General features: G+C 62.5%; 18 protein-coding genes. 11 read left to right on the top strand and 7 right to left on the bottom strand.

What is annotated here, in order from left to right; genetic code table 11:
- Positions 1-15: 15 nt before the first annotated feature.
- Complete coding sequence (locus RH831_RS07240) at positions 16-1257, bottom strand: MgtC/SapB family protein (protein WP_310553548.1); 1242 nt, start codon at positions 1255-1257, stop codon at positions 16-18.
- An 86-nt stretch (positions 1258-1343) separates the two neighbouring features.
- On the opposite strand from RH831_RS07240, the gene RH831_RS07235 reads away from it, so the two are divergent.
- From RH831_RS07235 to RH831_RS07225, 3 genes are read left to right on the top strand one after another with little or no spacing between them, the layout of a single operon-like run.
- Positions 1344-2675: an aspartate aminotransferase family protein gene (locus tag RH831_RS07235; protein ID WP_310553547.1), complete on the top strand. Its 1332-nt coding sequence runs from the start codon at positions 1344-1346 to the stop codon at positions 2673-2675.
- Positions 2672-3664, top strand: coding sequence for a hypothetical protein (locus tag RH831_RS07230; RefSeq protein ID WP_310553546.1), 993 nt, complete (start codon positions 2672-2674; stop codon positions 3662-3664). Before RH831_RS07235 ends, RH831_RS07230 begins: the two co-directional genes overlap by 4 nt.
- Positions 3665-3714: 50 nt before the next feature.
- Positions 3715-4032 carry an MTH1187 family thiamine-binding protein gene (locus RH831_RS07225; protein ID WP_310553545.1) on the top strand — a complete coding sequence of 106 codons (318 nt, stop codon included), beginning with the start codon at positions 3715-3717 and terminating at the stop codon, positions 4030-4032.
- On the opposite strand, the gene RH831_RS07220 is transcribed toward RH831_RS07225, so the two are convergent.
- Entirely contained in the window at positions 4033-4707 is a 675-nt protein-coding gene (locus tag RH831_RS07220; protein ID WP_310553544.1) for a TIGR00266 family protein, read from the bottom strand.
- A 60-nt stretch (positions 4708-4767) separates the two neighbouring features.
- On the bottom strand, positions 4768-5112 hold the full coding sequence (locus RH831_RS07215; RefSeq protein ID WP_310553543.1) for a hypothetical protein: 345 nt from the start codon (positions 5110-5112) through the stop codon (positions 4768-4770).
- Between the two features lie 101 nt (positions 5113-5213).
- On the opposite strand from RH831_RS07215, the gene RH831_RS07210 reads away from it, so the two are divergent.
- A complete protein-coding gene (locus tag RH831_RS07210; RefSeq protein WP_310553542.1) occupies positions 5214-6137 on the top strand; it encodes a pyridoxal-phosphate dependent enzyme in 924 nt (307 codons plus the stop codon).
- Here the strand turns inward: RH831_RS07210 and RH831_RS07205 are convergent, their stop codons facing one another.
- Positions 6138-6692, bottom strand: a complete 555-nt coding sequence (locus tag RH831_RS07205; protein ID WP_310553541.1) for a thermonuclease family protein — start codon at positions 6690-6692, stop codon at positions 6138-6140. It lies immediately after the preceding gene.
- A gap of 134 nt (positions 6693-6826) precedes the next feature.
- Here RH831_RS07205 and ppc point away from each other — a divergent pair, with 134 nt between their 5' ends.
- A complete protein-coding gene (gene ppc / locus RH831_RS07200) occupies positions 6827-9523 on the top strand; it encodes a phosphoenolpyruvate carboxylase (RefSeq protein WP_310553540.1) in 2697 nt (898 codons plus the stop codon).
- On the opposite strand, the gene RH831_RS07195 is transcribed toward ppc, so the two are convergent.
- On the bottom strand, positions 9524-9937 hold the full coding sequence (locus tag RH831_RS07195; protein WP_310553539.1) for a DNA-binding protein: 414 nt from the start codon (positions 9935-9937) through the stop codon (positions 9524-9526).
- 103 nt (positions 9938-10040) lie between these two features.
- Here RH831_RS07195 and RH831_RS07190 point away from each other — a divergent pair, with 103 nt between their 5' ends.
- Genes RH831_RS07190 through RH831_RS07180 form a run of 3 tightly spaced genes read left to right on the top strand, consistent with a single transcriptional unit; the run spans position 10041 to position 12913 of the window.
- Positions 10041-10736: a metal-dependent transcriptional regulator gene (locus RH831_RS07190; protein ID WP_310553538.1), complete on the top strand. Its 696-nt coding sequence runs from the start codon at positions 10041-10043 to the stop codon at positions 10734-10736.
- On the top strand, positions 10733-11413 hold the full coding sequence (locus RH831_RS07185) for a TMEM165/GDT1 family protein (protein WP_310553537.1): 681 nt from the start codon (positions 10733-10735) through the stop codon (positions 11411-11413). Before RH831_RS07190 ends, RH831_RS07185 begins: the two co-directional genes overlap by 4 nt.
- Before the next feature lie 57 nt (positions 11414-11470).
- Entirely contained in the window at positions 11471-12913 is a 1443-nt protein-coding gene (locus RH831_RS07180) for a hypothetical protein (RefSeq protein WP_310553536.1), read from the top strand.
- Between the two features lie 108 nt (positions 12914-13021).
- Here RH831_RS07180 and RH831_RS07175 read toward each other — a convergent pair whose 3' ends face one another.
- Positions 13022-14422, bottom strand: a complete 1401-nt coding sequence (locus RH831_RS07175) for a transposase (protein WP_310553535.1) — start codon at positions 14420-14422, stop codon at positions 13022-13024.
- 360 nt (positions 14423-14782) lie between these two features.
- On the opposite strand from RH831_RS07175, the gene RH831_RS07170 reads away from it, so the two are divergent.
- From RH831_RS07170 to RH831_RS07160, 3 genes are all read left to right on the top strand, one after another.
- Positions 14783-15025 carry a FeoA family protein gene (locus RH831_RS07170; protein ID WP_157754383.1) on the top strand — a complete coding sequence of 81 codons (243 nt, stop codon included), beginning with the start codon at positions 14783-14785 and terminating at the stop codon, positions 15023-15025.
- Between the two features lie 15 nt (positions 15026-15040).
- Positions 15041-15319, top strand: a complete 279-nt coding sequence (locus RH831_RS07165) for a FeoC-like transcriptional regulator (protein ID WP_310553534.1) — start codon at positions 15041-15043, stop codon at positions 15317-15319.
- A 176-nt stretch (positions 15320-15495) separates the two neighbouring features.
- On the top strand, positions 15496-16836 hold the full coding sequence (locus RH831_RS07160; protein ID WP_310553533.1) for a transposase: 1341 nt from the start codon (positions 15496-15498) through the stop codon (positions 16834-16836).
- A gap of 44 nt (positions 16837-16880) precedes the next feature.
- Here the strand turns inward: RH831_RS07160 and RH831_RS07155 are convergent, their stop codons facing one another.
- Complete coding sequence (locus tag RH831_RS07155; protein WP_310553532.1) at positions 16881-18098, bottom strand: aminoacyl--tRNA ligase-related protein; 1218 nt, start codon at positions 18096-18098, stop codon at positions 16881-16883.
- Positions 18099-18136 lie beyond the last annotated feature (38 nt).

Here is an 18136-nt window from a genome sequence, read left to right as displayed (position 1 = left end):
GTTGTTCCAACTTCCTCAGAGCAGGAGCACGAGGACCACGCCCACGATCGCCACCGTGCCCAGAATCGCCGTCACCAGGCGTCCCAGCGCGCGGGTCCCCAGCACCCAGGTGAGCCCCGCTTTGACCAGCGTGTTCGCGATGGCGGCGATCACGATCCCCGTCGTCGCGACCGCATCCGAGATCTCACCGTTCGCCGAGAGGGTACTCAGCGAGAGCGTGATCGCGTCCACGTCCGCCAGCCCGGAGACGAACGCGGTTCCGTAGATCCCCGAGACCCCGAACCAGGTGTTGGCGTACTCCGAGACCAGCAGGACGACGGCGAACACTGCCCCGAAGACGAGGGCCGGTCTGAGGTGAAACGGGTTCTGAATGTCGGCCTCGATTTTCTGGTGAGCGGTCGACCGCCAGTAGACGACGGCCGCGATCGCCGCCCCGGCGACGGTCATGCCCCCGAGCGGGACGAGCACGAGTGGGAACAACGCCGGATTGACGACTGCGACCTCGACCAGCGCCCGGGGAAACATCACGATCGACGCGATGACTGCCGAGAACGCCGTGATGTGGTACAGCGACGGGGCCTCCCGGGTCCGTTCGGCCATCGACATCGCCGTCGCAGTCGAGGAGACGAAACCACCGAGCACCCCGGTCGCGACGATCCCTCGCTTGGCCCCGATCGTCTCTCCCAGGAGGTACGCGGCGAAACTCAGGCCCGAGACCAAGACGACCATCAACCAGACGTACCGCGGATTGAGCCCCAACAGCACGTCCAGATTTCGGTCGGGCAACAGGGGCAGCACCACGAGCACGACCACGATGAACTTCACGCTCGCGCGGCGCTCGGCCTCACCGATGTTGTCGGCAATACCGTGAATCCACCCCTTCGAGGAGAGCAGCACGACGACGATCCCTGCGGTCACGATAGCCGCGATCATCGCCCGGTCGGAGTGGGTGGTCATCGCTCCCAGAACCACCGTGACAAGGCCCGCGACCAGCGTCGTGAGCCCCATGTCCCCCTCGATGTGTATCTTCGCCGCGTAGGCAACGGTCAGCGGCAGCGCTACGGTGAACAGCGCGAGTGGAACCCCTGCCGGAAAGAACGCGGAGACGAGGGCCCCGTACAGTGCAAAGAGCGGAAACGTGCGACTCCCGGCGTAGGCCCCTCCCGACTCGCTCTGCTCGCGCTCCATGCCGATGATCGCACCGATCCCGAAGGCCACGGCCACGGAGAGTCCGAGCGAGAGGGAGGGTTCGGGCATGGCCCTCCCTTCGACGCCCGAGTACAAAATCGATGGGGGCCATCACGAACCAAAACGTAATGGCGCGGCCAACTGAACTGCCGACTATGGAATCAGGCGGTAACAAACACCACGCCGAACGGACGACCCCCGGGAGCGAGCGCCTCCACGAATCCGCGACCGAGGTCTTCCCGGGCGGGGTCTCACACAACATCAGATACCACGAGCCACACCCGCTCTACGTCGAGTCAGCGAGCGGCGCGACGATCCGGGACGTCGACGGCAACGAGTACGTCGATTACTGGATGAACCACCAGACGAGCGTCCTGGGGCATGCCTACCCAACGGTCGTCGAAGCGGTCCAGGAGCAGGCGGCCGACGGACTGCACTATGGCACCCCCAACGAACGGGGACTCGCCTTCGGGCGGAAGATCCTGGAGGCCTTTCCAGCCGCCGAACGCCTGCGATTTACGTCCTCTGGGACCGAGGCGACGATGTACGCCGTCCGACTCGCAAGGGCCACGACTGGCAAGGACCACATCCTCAAGGCCGAGGGCGGCTGGCACGGGGGCAGTTCGGACCTGTCGAGTGCCGTCCACAGCCCCTTCGACCGACGGACGACAGCCGGACTCCCGCCGGGAGTCGAGGAGCACGTTCACGCCTTCCCGATCAACGACGAAGCGGCCGTCCAGGACCTGTTCGAGCAGTACGACGTGGGCGGTGTCATCGTCGAGCCCATGTTGCTCGCCGGCGGTGGGGTCGAGTGCGAGGCGGATTTCCTGGCCTTTCTCCGGGAGGAGACCCGACGCCGCGACGCCCAGTTGATCTTCGACGAGGTGGTGACCGGGTTCCGGGTTTCACCCGGAAGCTATCAGGCGCGAGTCGGTATCGAGCCCGACCTGACGTCCTTCGGCAAGGTCGCCGGCGGGGGGCTTCCGATCGGCGGCCTCGCCGGTCGTGCGGATCTTTTCGAGCGGGCGAAACCGAACGCCAACGTGCCTCCGGAGCAGGCAATCCTGGCGGGCGGCGGGACGTTCACGATGAATCCGATGACCGCGACGGCGGGCCTGGCCACCCTGGAGGTGCTCGAATCAGAGCCAGTCTACGAGCACACCGAATCCTGGGGCGAGACGGTGCGCTCAGGACTCGCTGAAATCTTCGCGGACCGGGGTGTGGACGCCAGGGTACTTGGAACGAGTTCGCTCTTCTGTCCGCACTTCGAGCCAGAAGCACCCCTGACCGACGTGAAAGCAGTCGAGACGGCAACGAATCGATCCGCCCTCGTGGAATTCCACGACCGGCTGATCGACCGGGGACACTACCACCTCCCGGGACACATGGGGAGTGTCTCCTACCAGACGACGGAGGCACAACTCGAAGACCTGCTCGAATCGAGCGAGGAAGTGATACAGGAACTACAGGCGGAGGAGGTTCTATGACAACGACAGCAGTTCAATACGGGATCGGTCCGATCGGCAGGCGAATCGTCCAGGTGGCAGCCGCACGCGGCATCGACTTCGTCGGGGCCATCGACATCGACCCGGAGAAAGTTGGTCAGGACCTCGCTGCAGTCGCGAATCTCGATACCGAGACGGGAGTAACGGTGACCGACGATCCCGACACGGCACTCGCCGAGGAGCCCGACGTGGTCTTTCACTCCACGCTCTCGGACGTCACCGCCATCACCCCACAGATCGAGGCCGCGGTCGCTGCCGGCGCGGACGTGATATCGACCACCGAGGAACTCTCCTACCCCTGGTATCACCAGCCGGATGCCGCCGCGGAACTCGACGAGATCGCCCGGGAGAACGGCCAGACGGTGCTTGGAACCGGGATCAACCCCGGATTCGCGATGGACACGCTGCCGGCGGTCCTCACTACGCCCTGTCAGGACCTCGACCGAGTGCAAATCACCCGGGTACAGAACGCGAGCCAGCGCCGCAAGCCACTCCAGGAGAAGGTCGGCGCGGGGCTCGCGGAGGAGGTCTGGGAGGAGGAAATCGCGCCGGAGGCGGGCCACGTTGGCCTCCCCGAGTCCATCGCCATGCTCGCAGCCGCGCTGGACTGGGACCTGGAGTCGATCGAGGAGACGATCGACCCGGTCGTCGCCGAGACCCGGACCGAGAGCGAGTATTTCACTGCCGAACCGGGTGAAGTCGCTGGCATCCACCAGATTGGAACGGGGTACGTCGATGGCGAGCCGGCGATCGAACTGGACCTCAGCATGTTCCTGGGGGCCGAAAACCCACGCGACGAAATCGAGATTTCCGGGACTCCGGACCTGCACGTGACCGTCGACGGCGGATTCCACGGTGACGTAACCACTCCCGCAGTCGTGGTGAACGCCGCCCCACGTGTCAAAGGCGGCCGACCGGGACTGGCGACGATGATCGACCTGGCGACTCCACGATTTGCCGAGCGGCCCTGATCAGGGCACTCGCCCGGTAGCTTCAATTTCGGCAGACCCGTAGCCCGACTATGACCGTTTTCGCACTGCTCTCGGTGGCACCGGTTCGGGACGGGGACATGGCCGAAGACGTGGCCGCAGCCATCGAGGCACTGGACGACTACGATGTCGCCTACGAGACGAACCCGATGGCGACCACCATCGAGGCCCCGGACATCGACACGTTGCTTGCAGCCGTCGGAGCCGCCCACAAGGCCATCGAGGCCGACCGGGTGAGTACGGTTCTGAAGATCGACGACAAGCGAACGGCCGATCACGACGCCAGTGCGAAAGTCGAGTCCGTCGAAGCTGAACTGGGACGACCGGCCAGGTCGACCCGGACCGAGTGACTACTGGTCGTTTGGCAGCCGCGGCGCGATCGAGGAGACGAACGCGTCTAGATCCCGGGTCTGGTACCAGGCGGTGCCAGGCCCGGTAAACTCGAAGACCAGGCCTTCGCCGCCCAGAAGCGTCGATTTCAGGCCACCGACCGTCCGGGTCGAGAAGTCGATCTCACTGTCCCAGGCGATCAAGTGCTCGTTATCCAGGACGTAGGACTCGCCCGGGTCGAGATCGATCCGCTCGAGTCCGCCGTAGGCATCGATGAACACCGACCCGGTTCCCTTGAGCGCGAGCGGCGTCAGCCCGGCCTCGCCAAGGACGGACTTCAGTCCGCCGAGTTCGGAGTCGATGTCGATTCCGGGCGTGGCCGCCAGAAAGGCCCCATCGGCGGCATAGAGGGTTTCCCCAGTAAGTTCGTGTTCCATGACGTCCCCCGGCGTCCCGGGCGCGAAAGTCACCCGACCGGGGCCGTCCTCCGCGACGAACTCGTTTGCGAACATCGACTCCCCGCCCAGCATGGACTTCGCGGAGCTGAGCAACCCGCCACGGCTGGTCGTCGTCTCGACATGAATCGTCTCGGAGTGGCCGACCAGCGCCCCTGGCTCGGCACGAATCGACTCGCCGGCGTCGAGATCGACGATCAGGTGGGTGAAAGACGGCCGGTGGGTTAGTTCGGTTTGCATCTGCCCCGGACTGCGCTGGCCGACCGGAAGAAGGTTCGCGTCGCTCAAATACCGAGTTGATCAGACCCCGGGCACGCCGAACGCACCGATGCCGAGCGAGAACAGGGAGTTGAGGATCCAGAGGACGACTGTCGTGGCGATCCACGCGAGCAGGCCGATCACGGCGGCGTCGACCCAGCCGCCAGGGTATCGCCAGTTGATCACCGCGATCCAGACCACGAGGGCGATCAGGCCGCCGACCAGTGGGATCCAGCTCACCAGCCCCCAGGCGATCGCGCCGATGAACGCAGTAATCACCGCGTGTTTGTAATCCTCTACGTCCGTGACGAAGGCGGCACCGAGATAGATGCCAAGGCCACCGATGAGGAGGGCGACGACGAACGAAACGATTGCACCAACTACCATACGGTTAGTTTGTTGCCCAATCGTCATGAACGCTCGGGTTCACACAGACTGCAACCGGTCCCGGGGCGGAGCTTTTCAGTCTCGGCCCCGGAGAGCACCCGATGCCCGAACGCGCTGGCTCCGGCCCCGTTGCCGAGCGGTTGACTGACCTCGTGGGAGAGACCCCGATCTTGCACCTAAAGGAGTTCGCGCCGAACCTCTACGGGAAAGTCGAATCGTTCAACCCGCTCTCATCCGTGAAAGACCGGGTCGCCGTCAACATGCTGGAGAGGGCCGCGGCAAACGACGAACTCGACGCAGAGACGACGGTCGTGGAGGCGACGAGTGGCAACACGGGGATCGGGCTGGCATTCGCCGGCGCGGCGATGGGCTATGAGGTGTGTCTCGTGATGCCCGAGTCGATGAGCGAGGAGCGCCGACAGATCCTCCGGGGCCTGGGCGCGGATCTCGAACTCACTCCCGCCGAGGAGGGGATGCCTGGGGCCATCGAGCGGGCGGACGCCATCGCCGCCACGGGGAACACCTACCGACCCAGGCAGTTCGAGAACCCGGCCAATCCCGCTGCCCACCGGACGGAGACCGGGCCCGAAATCGAGGCCGCGCTGGATCAGGTCGACGTCCTGGTCGCGAGTGTCGGAACGGGCGGAACGATCACGGGGATCGCCCAGTACTTCAAGCGAGACCTGGGCCGGGCGGACTTCGAGGTGGTCGCGATCGAACCGGCGGACTCGCGGGTTCTCGAGGGTGGAGAGCCGGGCAACGAGAACATCCCGGGGATCGGGGCCGGGTTCGTTCCGGATGTCCTCGAACTGGCGTTGATCGACACGGTCGAGCGAACGACCCCCAAGGCGGCCCGGGAGACGGCCCGGGAACTCGCCAGGGAAACTGGCCTGTTGGCCGGCGTTTCCGCGGGCGCGGCCGTGAACGTCGCCACCAGCGTTGCAAAATCCGACGAGTCACAGACCGTCGTCACGATCCTTCCCGACACCGGCGAGCGATACCTTCTAGAGGGAGTGTTCGAGTGACTAGCTCGCCGCCTGGGTCGTGCAGTTCCAGACGCCACGGGTTGCTGCCTGGGCGTCCCGTTCGGCCGCGTAGAACTCCCCGCTCATCGTGAACTCGGAGTCATAGACCCGGGCGTGGCCCGTCTCGACCAGTTGGTGGTTCAGGTTCGTCTCGTTCAGGTAGACGTAGGCGAGGAGTCGATCGTAACCCCCGCGGCGATCAGACAGGGGATCGAATTCGAGCCGAACCGTCGAGTCGGCCACCCGACTCTCGACGAACGTCGTGGCGTTCTCCCCAGCGGCTCGGAGACAGCGCTCCCCGGCGGCCGTATCGGGAACACCCTCGAATTCGGCCGGATCGTTCTCCACGTGGACTTCGGGGGTGTCGACCCCGAGGAGCCGAACCCGGTCGGTTCGACCGTCGGCGAACCGCACGTCGATGGTGTCACCGTCGACGACCTCGGTGACGGTGACGTTCACCGCCTGATCGGCGGTCCCAGTCCCAGGGCCCATCGGCAGGCCGGCACAGCCGGCCAGTAAAACCAGGAGCAAGACACCGCCAATGGCTCGTCGCATAGCCCGACGGAGCCCCAGAACCGGCCTAACTTTTGTGGTCCGGAGTGCGGACCGGATCGGACACGAGTTCGTGACTCAAATCTTCGTCTTTCCCTGAACTTCATAGGGCCCCCCGCCCGTAGTGCCGGCAACGCATGGATCTACACAACCGGAGCGTCCGACAGGACATCCGCGAACTCGGGGCGCTCCTCGGAGATGTCGTATCCGCTCACAGCCCACCGGAGAGTTTCGAACTCGTCGAGTCGGCACGTAACGAAGCGATTGCCTACCGGCGTGGCCGAACCGACGATCGCGAACCGCTGACTTCGGTCGTCGGCTCGAATTCCGAGGCCGTAAACGCCGTTCTCGCGCGCTCTTTCACCATCTACTTCCAGTTGATCAACCTCGCTGAGGAGCGAGAGCGAGTGCGCGCGCTGCGAACCTTCCGCCAGCAGGGAACGATCTCCCACTCGATCACGGAGGCAATGGAGAACCTCGCGGAGTCGGGGGCAGAGGCCGAGACGGTCGGCCAGATCCTCTCGGACGTGCACGTCGTGCCGACGTTCACCGCCCACCCGACGGAAGCCCGACGGAAGACCGTCAAGGGCATCCTTCAGCGAGTCGGGCAGATTCTCGAGGACCTCGACGAGCGGCGGTTGACCAACGAGGAGGAGACAGCGCTCATCGCGCGCCTGAACGCGGTCGTCGAAAGTCTCTATACCACGAAGCATATTCGGGACCGGCGACCGGAACCGTTCGACGAGGCCCGGAACGTCCAGTGGTACCTCGACAACGTGATCTTCGACGTGATCCCGGAGATCTACGCCGAACTGGAAGCGGCCCTCGAGGAGAACTTCGAGGACCCACCTGACCCGGCTCACGTGCTCGAATTCCGGTCCTGGGCTGGCAGCGACGCCGACGGCAACCCCAATGTCACCCCCGAGGTTACCGACAAGACCCTCCACCGACAGCGATCGCTCGCGCTCGCCCGCTACCGTGAGTCCCTGGAGGACTTACTCGGTGTGCTGAGCCAGGACGGGACCCGGGTGGACGTCGATACGTACCTCGATACGATCATGACCGGGGAGTCGACGACCGAATCCATCGCCGAGACGGCCGCCGAACGCTACCCCCGTGAGCCGTTCCGCCAGGCGACGACGGTCATCCTGGAGCGTGTCGACCGCGTCGAGAGTGTCCGTCCTGGCGGGTACGAGGACGGCGAGGCACTCCTCGAGGACCTCTCCGCGCTTGCAGCAGGACTGTCGGCCGAGGGCCTGGATTCGATCGTCTCGGAGTTCGTCACGCCACTAAAACGCCAGGTCCAGACCTTCGGCTTCCACCTCGCCTCGCTGGACCTGCGCGATCACCGGCAACAACACACCCAGGCCCTCTCGGAGGCACTTGGAGCCGAAGACATCGACTACGCGGGCATGGACGAATCCGAGCGCCAGGAGTTCCTGACGGAGGCGATCACGCGGTCGGCCCCCGTGCTCGACCTGGCGGATCGGGGCGAGTTCACCGCGGAGACGGCAGTGGTCCTCGAACGGTTCGACCGCCTGGCCGACTGGCACGAGGAGTTCGGCCCCGACAGCATCGACGCCTACTGCATCAGCATGACCGAGGAGCCCAGTCACGTTCTCGAAGTGCTCTTCCTGGCTGATCAGGCCGGCGTCGTCGATTATCCCGATTATTCGGGGCTGGACATCGTCCCACTTCTGGAGACCGAATCGGCGCTCTCGAACGCCCGGGACATCATCGGCACGCTGTTCGAGAACGAGGCCTACGGCGCGGCGATGCGGGCCAGGGACGAGACCCAGGAGATCATGCTGGGGTACTCGGATTCGAACAAGGAGAACGGCTACCTGGCCGCAAACTGGCAACTCGACCGGGCCCAGCGCCGGCTGGCCGAGATCACCGACGACTACGGCGTCGAGTTGCGTCTGTTCCACGGCCGAGGCGGCACCATCTCCCGTGGCGGGGGCCCGATGAACGACGCGCTGTTGGCCCTGCCCAAGCAGACAGTCACGGGTGAAGTGAAGTTCACCCAGCAGGGCGAGGCCATCTCGGAGAAGTACGGCAACGCGCGGATCGCCCGTCGGGAGATGGGACAGATGCTCAACGCACAGATCCGCGCCCGGCATGCCAACATGAGCGAGCCGGACCCGACCCTGCCAGAGCCCTGGGTCGAGGCGATGGACGAGATGGCCGACACGGCACGAGAGACCTACCGCTCGCTCCTGGAGACGGAGGGCTTTGTCAGTTACTTCGAGCAGACGACCCCGATCAAGACGATCGAGGGGCTCAACCTGGGTTCCCGGCCCGCCTCACGCAGCGACGAGCGGAACGTCGAGGACCTCCGGGCCATCCCGTGGGTGTTTGCCTGGACGCAGTCCCGGGCCATCATCCCGGGCTGGTTTGGAATCGGTTCGGGGATCGACGCCTACCTCGCAGAGACCGACGACGGCCTCGAACGGCTCAAGGCGATGTACGAGTCCTGGCCGTTCTTCCAGACGATGCTCGACAACGCGGCCCTCTCGTTGGCCCGCACGGAGATGGAAATCGCCAGCGAGTACGCCACCCTCGCGGACGACGATCTCCAGGCCCGTATCTTCCCGGCCATCGAGAACGAGTACGAGCGATCCAAAGAGCGAGTGCTTGACATCATCCCCCGCGAGGATTTGGTCGACCGAAGCTGGCTCCGCGAGAGTCTGGACCGACGGAATCCCTACGTGGATCCGCTGAACTTCCTCCAGATCCAGTTGCTCTCCCGGTCACATCGCACGCCCCAGGAGGAGCGAACCCTGCGGCTGACGGTGAAAGGGATCGCAGCGGGGATGAAAAACACCGGGTAACTACTCGGGCAGGTCGAACACGTCGAGGCCGGTTCGCTCGTCGAGTTCGTGTTCGAGTGTCGTCCCACTCGGGACAAGCAGAATTTCGAACGTCCCGGAGACACGCGCCCCGGAACAGTGCCCCCCGATGGTCGAGAAGTCCCGTTTTGCGAGCTGGATGTGTGCGTGGATCTTGTCCGGCCCGACGTTCCCGCTGAAGGCCGTCACCTCGAACTGCCCCTCGAAGGTCTCCTCGGTGTACTCCTGGGTGTCCGTGTCGTAGTGACCGAGCGTCGCTCGGTCGACCGCCCCGATGCCGGTGAAAAAGCCGCCGGTCACGTCGGCCGCTTCCCGAACGGTGGCCAGGGATTCGAGGACCTCGTCTCCCGGTTCCAGCAGGACGACGATACCCTGCTCGGTAGATGTGAACTCCATGTGAACGGGGTCATCCGCCAGCGATTTGAACGTTGCTGACTCGCGTCTGAAGTTGTTTGAATCGACGTATTTATTGGTTAGATGCGTCTAATCCAGCTATCGAATGCTGAGCGACGTCATGGAGGACTATCTCAAGGCGATCTTTACCCTCCAGGAGAGCGAGGAGCCGCCGATTCCACCCTCCCAGATTGCAGCGCGACTCGACGTGACGGCTCCGACGGTGACGAGTATGATGGAGTCCCTCGAAGAGCGAGGACTCGTCGAGCGGGAGAAGTACACCGGCGTCAGGCTCACACCGGAGGGCGAGACAGTTGCCCTCGAAATACTGCGCCATCACCGGTTGCTCGAAGCCTACCTGGCCGAACACCTCGATTACGAGTGGTCGGAGGTCCACGACGAGGCCGAGGTGCTCGAACACCACATCAGCGAGGAGTTCGAGCAACGAGTCGCCGAGGCACTTGGCCACCCACGAACCGACCCACACGGGGACCCGATTCCAGGGACGGATCTGACCGTGACCGAGGACGACACCAGTCCCCTCACGACGTTCGAACCTGGTGATCGAGTGCTGGTCTGTCGAGTCCGGGACGAAGACCCGGCGATTCTCACCCACCTCGGCGAGATCGGAATCGAACCGGGAACGGAACTCGTGATTCGGGACCGGACACCACTCGGGGTCTATCAGGTCACAGTCGAGGGAACAACCCGACATCTCCCCGAATCGACCGCAAACGTGCTGTGGGTTCGGCCGGCCGATCGTGACGGGCACGAGGACCCGCGGGCGGAGCAGGAGGCATGAGCTGGGTCGAGATTTTCGTGATCGCGATGACGGCCCAGCTCGCGGTGCTCCCCGGGGAAAAGGTACAGTTCATCATCGCTGGCCTCTCGACTCGCTTCAACCCCTGGATCGTCGTGGCCGCCGCGGGGAGTGCCTTTGCGGGCTGGACCGCCATCGAACTCGTCGTCGGGAACGCGTTGATGAACATGTTGCCGGGTATTTACCTGGAGTTGTTCACGGCGGGTCTGTTCCTGCTGTTTGCGGTCCTGCTCTGGCGGTCACGCCCGGCGGATAGGACGCCCTCGGAAGCGGAACTTGACGCCGTCGAACTCGACGTGACGATCCTCGGGTACGATATCCCCCCGTATCTCGGCGGGTACCTCCCGATTTTCGCGATGATGGCCGCCGGCGAGTTCGGCGACAAGACCCAGCTCGTGACGATCGGGCTTGCTGCCCAGTACGGGGCTCATCCGGCGATCTGGTTCGGGGAGATGGCCGCAATCATCCCAGTGAGCATGGTTAACGCCTTTTTCTTCCATCGGTTCTCCCAGTACTTCGATCTGCACGTGGCTCACTACGTGGGCGCCACGCTCTTTGCCTTCTTCGGCGTCGACACCCTGCTTGCGGTGTTCTATGACGTCTCGGTCTGGGAGACGGTCACCGACGCGATAGCACAGGTCGTCCTCTCTGTGCTCTAATTCGGAGAATCGATCCAGGCCGGCACTTTCATTCCCTCGGGCGGAGTGAGTGAGACTATGGACCGGACCCGGGGACAAAGCGAGACGATCGGGTTCGCCCTGATCCTCGGGTTCACGCTGATCAGCGTCGGCGCGATAGCGGCCTTCGGCGGGGCGACCCTGGACACGACACAGGCCCAAATCGGGGCCCAAAACGCCGAACACGCGATGAGTCAGTTCGACTCGCGAGCCTCGATGGTCGCCCTGGGCCGAAGCGATATCCAGACGGTCAATTTCGGGGCCGGCCAACAGGGAACCTACACCGTCGATCCGGATGCCGGCTCGATCCGGGTGACACACGAGGACCAGGAGACCAACGACACGACGGTATTCTACGACGAACCGTTCGGCGCCGTCCGGTACAGCGACGGCGACACCGAAATCGGCTATCAGGGCGGGGGCGTGTGGCGCATGGACGAGGGCAGTGTCATGCTCTCGCCACCGGAATTTCACTATCGCAAGTCGACACTGACGTTACCAGTCATCCGGATCGGTGGTCAGGGCAGCGTCGCTGGGAATCCACGGGGAGTGGTTCGACAGCCGGTCCCGAGCACGGTGGTCTTCCCCAACGAGTCGGCGACGCTGAAAAACAGCAGCGAGGAGTGGGTCAATCCGGTCGGCGGCGGCATCGTAACGGTGACCGTCGAGAGCACGTACTACCGGGCCTGGGGCGAGTACTTCCGGACTCGAACTTCGGGGGAGGTGAGCATCGACAACGAAAACGAAACGGCCGCCGTAGAGTTGGTCGCCCCCGGGACGATGGGGGGCTTTGATATGCCACTGGATGGGAACAGCCTCACGCTCCAGGGAGTCAGGGGTCACCAGGTGGAGAACTTCACGCTAACGCTGTTTCACGATCAGGATGACAGCGCCAAATTCAACAATCTCGACTGGTCGATGTGTAGCCAGTCCGGCAGTCAGGAGTTCGAGATTCGAGTCAGCAAAGACACGGGAACCGGGGACGGCGACCCGGCGGAAACGATCATCTACTACTCCCCTGACGGTTCGCGCTATCAGACCTGGAAAACAGAGGACTTCACGTTTGAAACGGAAGCTGCCGCGGACGCTGACTGGAACGGAGACGGCGACCAGCAGGACAAACGGCTGGTTCTGGATTTCACGGGATCAGCAACGGCGGAGTACTTCGAGGAAAACAACGTGAACTCGATGTCGAACTGCGATTTCGATGCGTCAACCTTCGACGACAGCGTGACCTTCGACGAGCATCCGGCGGACGAGAATACGACCTACACGACGGGGAGTACGGCGAACGTTTCACACGTTACCAATCACTATCTGGCGCTCATGGGGCCGAGTGCTGAACTCACGGTGGCCGACTCCTCACAGGATACCGTCGAAGAGGAGATCTCGACGGGCTATGTCTCACTCAATACGACGGAGGGGTACTACCTGACCTACATGCACGTCACCGAGAACCCCATCAACGTCACCGTCGAGTGATCAGGCCAGTCGCTTCTCCCGCCAGGTCCCCCGCTGATACCACGCGCAATTGACTTCCTCCCCGCCGTGAACGGCGGGGATTCCTCCGTGGGTAATCCAGTCAGTCGATTACCCCGGCTGTGAACTTGCGGGTTCGCTGAGGCTGGGTTGGTCAGGCGACCATAACTGTTCCCCAAAACTGGCGGGTGTCCAGTCGTGGTCGTTCCACTGCCAGTACGCCCCCTCATAGGGTGCGTCCCTGCCGCGTTCAGCAGACAGGGCAGCAGGCCGAGCCATCGGCCCAACTTCCGATTGCAAGATATTCCACGCCCCAGCGACATCCGCGTGCGCCTCTAGTTCGCACGCGTCACACCGGAACGAATCACCACTCCGAATGACAGAAGTACTCCCACACTTCGGGCACTCACTACTCGAATTATACTCACCAGTCTCCCGTACACTGATCCCAACATCGCCAAGCGTGAGTGTGATTCGGTCAACGAGTTGGCGATGTGACCAGAACTCGTGTGTCTTCTCGTTCACGTCAGCCGACCAGTGTGTCTCCAGTACATCCGTTAAGTCACCGACGTACACCGTCTCGACATTGCGTTCGAGGAGCCACTCGGCGGCGTGTTTCACCGCGGCATCACGGCCATGATCACGCTGCCGTGTCCGCTCGTCGTACAGGCGTTGGATCTGTGTGCTAGTGTACTGGCCGTCCGGGAGTTCCGATTGAAGTGTTGCGATTCGTTCCGACTGCTGCTGGAACCGTTCAAATTCTGGGCGAGCGTGGTAGACGGCGGTGTCCCCGCCTTCGGTGACGATCGCGAGTGTGTTGTTTGCCCCGACGTCGATCGCTGCTGAGTGGGTCGTGTTCTCGGTTTCGAGTGTGTGAGTGAAGGCAGCCTGCCGCTGTGATTGTAGTTTATCTGACTGAATGCGGACAGGGTGCTGGACACGAAGCTGGTCAGCGTGTTCCTCGTAGATGAGTTCCAATCGACTGTCATCGCCACGCCAGTGCGGATTACCACGCACTTTGAGTGTCACGCGCTCATTATGATCGAAGTCGTAGCGGTCTTCAAGCACGTCACCGACGCCGAATTCGAGTGTACTGCGTTGTTCGTTCCAGTCGAAGTCGTACAAGTCATTTCGAACGACGCCGTGCAACTCGTAGCCCTCATCACGGTTCCCCCAATAGCCGGGCGGTGACGGTTTCTCCGTCACCGTCTGCTCAGATTCATCACGATATAGTGAGAGCAATTTGAAGTGGCTGCGCCAGGCCTCACTGTTTTTCCGGGCGAGTTGCTGGCACGTTGCTTTGCCGAGGATGGGTGCGTAGTCGTCGTAGAGATCAGTGTATTCGGCGTCCCATACGTCGCCATCTTCGTCGAAGTACTGTTGACGGCGGCGGTAGTTGATCTGGTTCCAGAGCGGAGCGTGTGCGGCCAGCCAGTCGAACAGGCACTCCCGATACCGGTCACTTACCGGCTCGGCAGTGTACGTGTTCGTTCGTTGTGGCCGGTTGCTCACACGTCAAGATAATATGTCTATTAATATAAACGTATGGATTACAAGTGAGCTACGTCCGGTGGTTTGTTAAATGTCTCGTCGGATTCATCCCCGTGCTAAAGCACGGGGCTTTCTCCTAGATTTTCCGTAAACACGGACGCCCCGCGCCACCGTGCGCGGGGTACTTCACTGGCCCCAACAGGAGCAGGGGCAAGTACCTTTTGAACGAACGGTCAATCGACCAGGGACCCGTTCCAGCGTTCGGCGAACCTTCGCTAGGTTTATGGCCCCCGAGTTCTCAGTTAGTAATGCCTAAATTAGGCGGGCCAAATCATGGGTGTCACCTCTAAACCAAGTCTGACAGGGTCGCAGGGTTCCGATATGAACAGTTCCGAGGAATCTGGGACGGTCGTCGCGGAGATGGAGGCCGGTCAGACCGGCCGGATCGAACGGGTCGGTGCCGAGATCCGAAAGCAGGTAACCTCCATGGGCGTCCGCCCGGGACAGGAACTCGAATTTCACACGAAACAGCCCTTCAACGGACCTGTCGTCGTCTCGGTCGGTCACTCCATGACCTCTCTCAGTCGCGAATACGCCCGCCAGATTATCGTTTCGCTCGAGTAGCGCCCGGTTTTTGACATGAACACGTATCGCACCGTCCTCGAACGGATACACCGTGGCCACTCACTGGAAACAGTGAGTTCCGACCTCGACGTTCGTCCCGACGCGCTCCGTGGAATGGTCGAGTCGATGCTTCGAGAGGGGCATCTCCGGGAACTCGGCTGTGTCGATGACTCCTGTGACGTGTGTCCGATGTCCGCTTCCTGCCCGATGGGCGATATCCAGGGACCGACCAGTTACATGGTCACCGAACAGGGAACGGCCTACCTGCAAGCGGGACAGAGCGCGAGTGACTGAGTCGGGTCCTTTCGAAGAAAGCGAGTCCTCGGATTACGGAGAATCAAGGAGAAAGCCCCGCCCTTTAGGGCGGGGATGAATCCGACGAAGCACTCCACAATCAATCGATGATGGCAGGGCCGAGTCTTCCAAGCCAATCCATACCTTTACAAACAAACATTTCGTAGAATGTGGTGATGAAGCGAGCCAACCAGTTCGACGTTCGCCCTCGCTCTGCTAAAGAGCGTGAGGGGTTCAAACGCTGGTTGGACGCTTCTGCGAGTCTCTGGAACGAGACAAACTACGCTCGTCGCCAAGCATTCCTCGAAAACGACGAAAGCGTCTGGGATGCCGACACCGGCAAACTCGAAGGCAAATACAAAGGCGTTCTCAGCAGTAGTGTCGCCCAGCAAATCATCCGCAAAAACTCGGAAGCGTGGCGTTCGTTTTTCAGTAGTAACGAGAAGTACCACGCCGGCAAACTCGATGAGAAACCATCGCCGCCGGGATACTGGGGCAACGAAGAAGACGGGCGCATACTCCGCACCTACGTCCGCAACGACCAGTACACCATCGAGTACGGAGAACGCTCTCGCCTCGAAGTACCGATTGGTTCCGAACTCAAAGACGAACTCGGGTTGAATCGGAATCAACGCCTTCGCGTTGAAATTGCTGGCGACCCGAAGTGGAGCGGCGAGCAAGGCCGACTCGAACTCGTGTACGACGAACTCGCAGACACGTTCAGGGCTTTCCAACCAGTCACCATAAACGAGTCTCGACTGGATTCACCACTGGCTGACCATTCAGCCGCTCTGGATGTGGGCGCGAACAACCTCGTCGCCTGCACGGTATCGACCGGCAAACAACTCCTGTACGAGGGGCGCGACCTGTTCGGGGAGTTCCGTAACATCACGGAGCGAATTGCGTACTTCCAGTCGCGACTCGAAGACCAGAAGAAGACTAGCAAGCGCATCGACCGCTTGTACCAGAAACGCACGAACCGACGCGACCATGCCCAAGACGCCCTCGTTCGAGACCTCGTGGAACGCCTGTATGACGAGGGCGTTTCGACGCTGTACGTTGGCGACATCAAGGGCGTTCTCTCGACGCACTGGTCTCCAGTTGTGAACGAGAAGACGCACAACTTCTGGGCGTACCGCCGATTCATCAACCGCCTCGAAAGCGTGTGTGAGGAGTACGGTATTGTGGTCGAGGAGGAGTCCGAGGCGTGGACAAGTCAGGAGTGCCCCGAATGTGGAGAACGCGAAGAGACGATTCGCCACGAGGATTCGTTGACGTGCCCGTGTGGATTCGAGGGGCACGCTGACCTCGTGGCATCGGAATCGTTCCTGAGACGGCAGACGAATGCGGTTGGGCCGATGGCACGGCCCGTGTACCTCAAGTGGAACAATCACGAATGGCGGGAACATCATGGCCCGCCCTCCATCGCGGTGGAGACAACGGCCAACGAGGACTACACAGACCGGAGTACCACGCCGAGTGGGAAAGTTGCCTCCGTGGAGACTCAGGACGACTGAGACTCCAACGCGAGGAATCCTCGCCCTTCAGGGCGGGCAGGATGTCAAGCGTAGGTTTCGAAGAAGTCCGCCGGTTCGTAGTACTCGCGGCCGCCGTCACGGAACTCGACTTCGAGTTCGCCGTCTTCGAGGAAGGTGTTCCCCAGGATCACCTTCGCGGGGACCCCGATCAAATCTGATTCGGCGAACTTCTCGCCGATCGCGGTGTCGCCATCGAAGAGCAGGACCTCCTCGGAGCCCACACGGTCGTGGATCTCCTCGGCCATCTCGATGATTTCGGGATCCTCGTTGAGCGGAACCACACTCAGGGAGAACGGCGCGACCGATTCAGGCCAGATGATGCCGTTCTCGTCGTTTCGCTGTTCGATGAGGGCGGGAATCAGCCGGCTGACCCCGATCCCGTAGGAGCCCATGATGACCTCTTCCTGGCCGGACTCGGTGTCGTAGGTCAGGTCCATCGGGTCGCTGTACCGGGTCCCGAGCTTGAAGATGTGGCCCAGTTCGATCGAGTTGGTCTCGACGAGGTCGGTTCCACACTCGGGGCACGCATCGACATCGAAATCCAGCGTCCCGAAGTGACAGTCCGGGGCCGGGCAGTAGGCCATCTCGTCGGAGCCGACTTCGGCGGGGGCCTGGAACTCCTCGGAGGCGGTGCCGCCCATCGAACTCGGGTCGGCGTCCACGATGGCGTACTCCACACCCAGTTCGTCGAAGATCTCGATGTAGGCCGCCCGCATCTCCTGATAGATCTCGTCCAGGGCCGCCTCGTCCGTGGTGAAGGAGTAGGCGTCTTTCATAGTGAACTGCTTGGCCCGAAGCAGCCCGTTTCGCGGGTGGTCGTCCCGGTACTTCTCGCCGATCTGGTAGAGGACCAGCGGCATGTTCTTCGGGGATCGGACCCGTTCGCGGACGAGACCGGCCATGGGTTCCTCGTGGGTGGTCGCCAGGCACATGTCCTTGCCCTCCCGATTCTGGAAGGTGAACATCTCGCCCTCGAATTCCTCCCACCGGCCGCTCTTCCGCCAGATATCGGCGTACTGGAGCCCGGGGAGGGAGACCTCCTGAGCCCCGATCTCGTTCATTTTCTCCCGGATGATATCGGAGATGTTCTTGCGCACACGCTCGCCGGTCGGGGAGTAACTGAAGATGCCCGCACCGGGGTGATCGACGAGGCCACTCCGGAGCGCGAGTTCGGCGCTCCGGACCTGGGCGCTCGATTCGGCCTCCTTCGAGGTTGGAACGAAGAGATCTGTTCGTCGCATATCCCCGATGAATTTGTGCAGTCTCTTAGGGCTTGCCA

Origin of the sequence: Halodesulfurarchaeum sp. HSR-GB (assembly GCF_031432215.1) — an archaeon.
Lineage (GTDB): Archaea > Halobacteriota > Halobacteria > Halobacteriales > Halobacteriaceae > Halodesulfurarchaeum.
This window is presented reverse-complemented; position numbering and strand designations above follow the sequence as displayed.

Bases quoted from the DNA above. Each gene is read 5' to 3' on its own strand.
- RH831_RS07225 (WP_310553545.1), top strand. From the start codon at position 3,715: ATGACCGTTTTCGCACTGCTCTCGGTGGCACCGGTTCGGGACGGGGAC.
- RH831_RS07230 (WP_310553546.1), top strand. From the start codon at position 2,672: ATGACAACGACAGCAGTTCAATACGGGATCGGTCCGATCGGCAGGCGA.
- RH831_RS07155 (WP_310553532.1), bottom strand. From the start codon at position 18,098: ATGCGACGAACAGATCTCTTCGTTCCAACCTCGAAGGAGGCCGAATCG.
- RH831_RS07235 (WP_310553547.1), top strand. From the start codon at position 1,344: ATGGAATCAGGCGGTAACAAACACCACGCCGAACGGACGACCCCCGGG.
- RH831_RS07165 (WP_310553534.1), top strand. From the start codon at position 15,041: ATGAACACGTATCGCACCGTCCTCGAACGGATACACCGTGGCCACTCA.
- RH831_RS07205 (WP_310553541.1), bottom strand. From the start codon at position 6,692: ATGCGACGAGCCATTGGCGGTGTCTTGCTCCTGGTTTTACTGGCCGGC.
- RH831_RS07170 (WP_157754383.1), top strand. From the start codon at position 14,783: ATGAACAGTTCCGAGGAATCTGGGACGGTCGTCGCGGAGATGGAGGCC.
- RH831_RS07185 (WP_310553537.1), top strand. From the start codon at position 10,733: ATGAGCTGGGTCGAGATTTTCGTGATCGCGATGACGGCCCAGCTCGCG.
- RH831_RS07240 (WP_310553548.1), bottom strand. From the start codon at position 1,257: ATGCCCGAACCCTCCCTCTCGCTCGGACTCTCCGTGGCCGTGGCCTTC.
- RH831_RS07215 (WP_310553543.1), bottom strand. From the start codon at position 5,112: ATGGTAGTTGGTGCAATCGTTTCGTTCGTCGTCGCCCTCCTCATCGGT.
- RH831_RS07190 (WP_310553538.1), top strand. From the start codon at position 10,041: ATGCTGAGCGACGTCATGGAGGACTATCTCAAGGCGATCTTTACCCTC.
- RH831_RS07160 (WP_310553533.1), top strand. From the start codon at position 15,496: ATGAAGCGAGCCAACCAGTTCGACGTTCGCCCTCGCTCTGCTAAAGAG.
- RH831_RS07210 (WP_310553542.1), top strand. From the start codon at position 5,214: ATGCCCGAACGCGCTGGCTCCGGCCCCGTTGCCGAGCGGTTGACTGAC.
- RH831_RS07220 (WP_310553544.1), bottom strand. From the start codon at position 4,707: ATGCAAACCGAACTAACCCACCGGCCGTCTTTCACCCACCTGATCGTC.
- RH831_RS07180 (WP_310553536.1), top strand. From the start codon at position 11,471: ATGGACCGGACCCGGGGACAAAGCGAGACGATCGGGTTCGCCCTGATC.
- ppc (WP_310553540.1), top strand. From the start codon at position 6,827: ATGGATCTACACAACCGGAGCGTCCGACAGGACATCCGCGAACTCGGG.
- RH831_RS07195 (WP_310553539.1), bottom strand. From the start codon at position 9,937: ATGGAGTTCACATCTACCGAGCAGGGTATCGTCGTCCTGCTGGAACCG.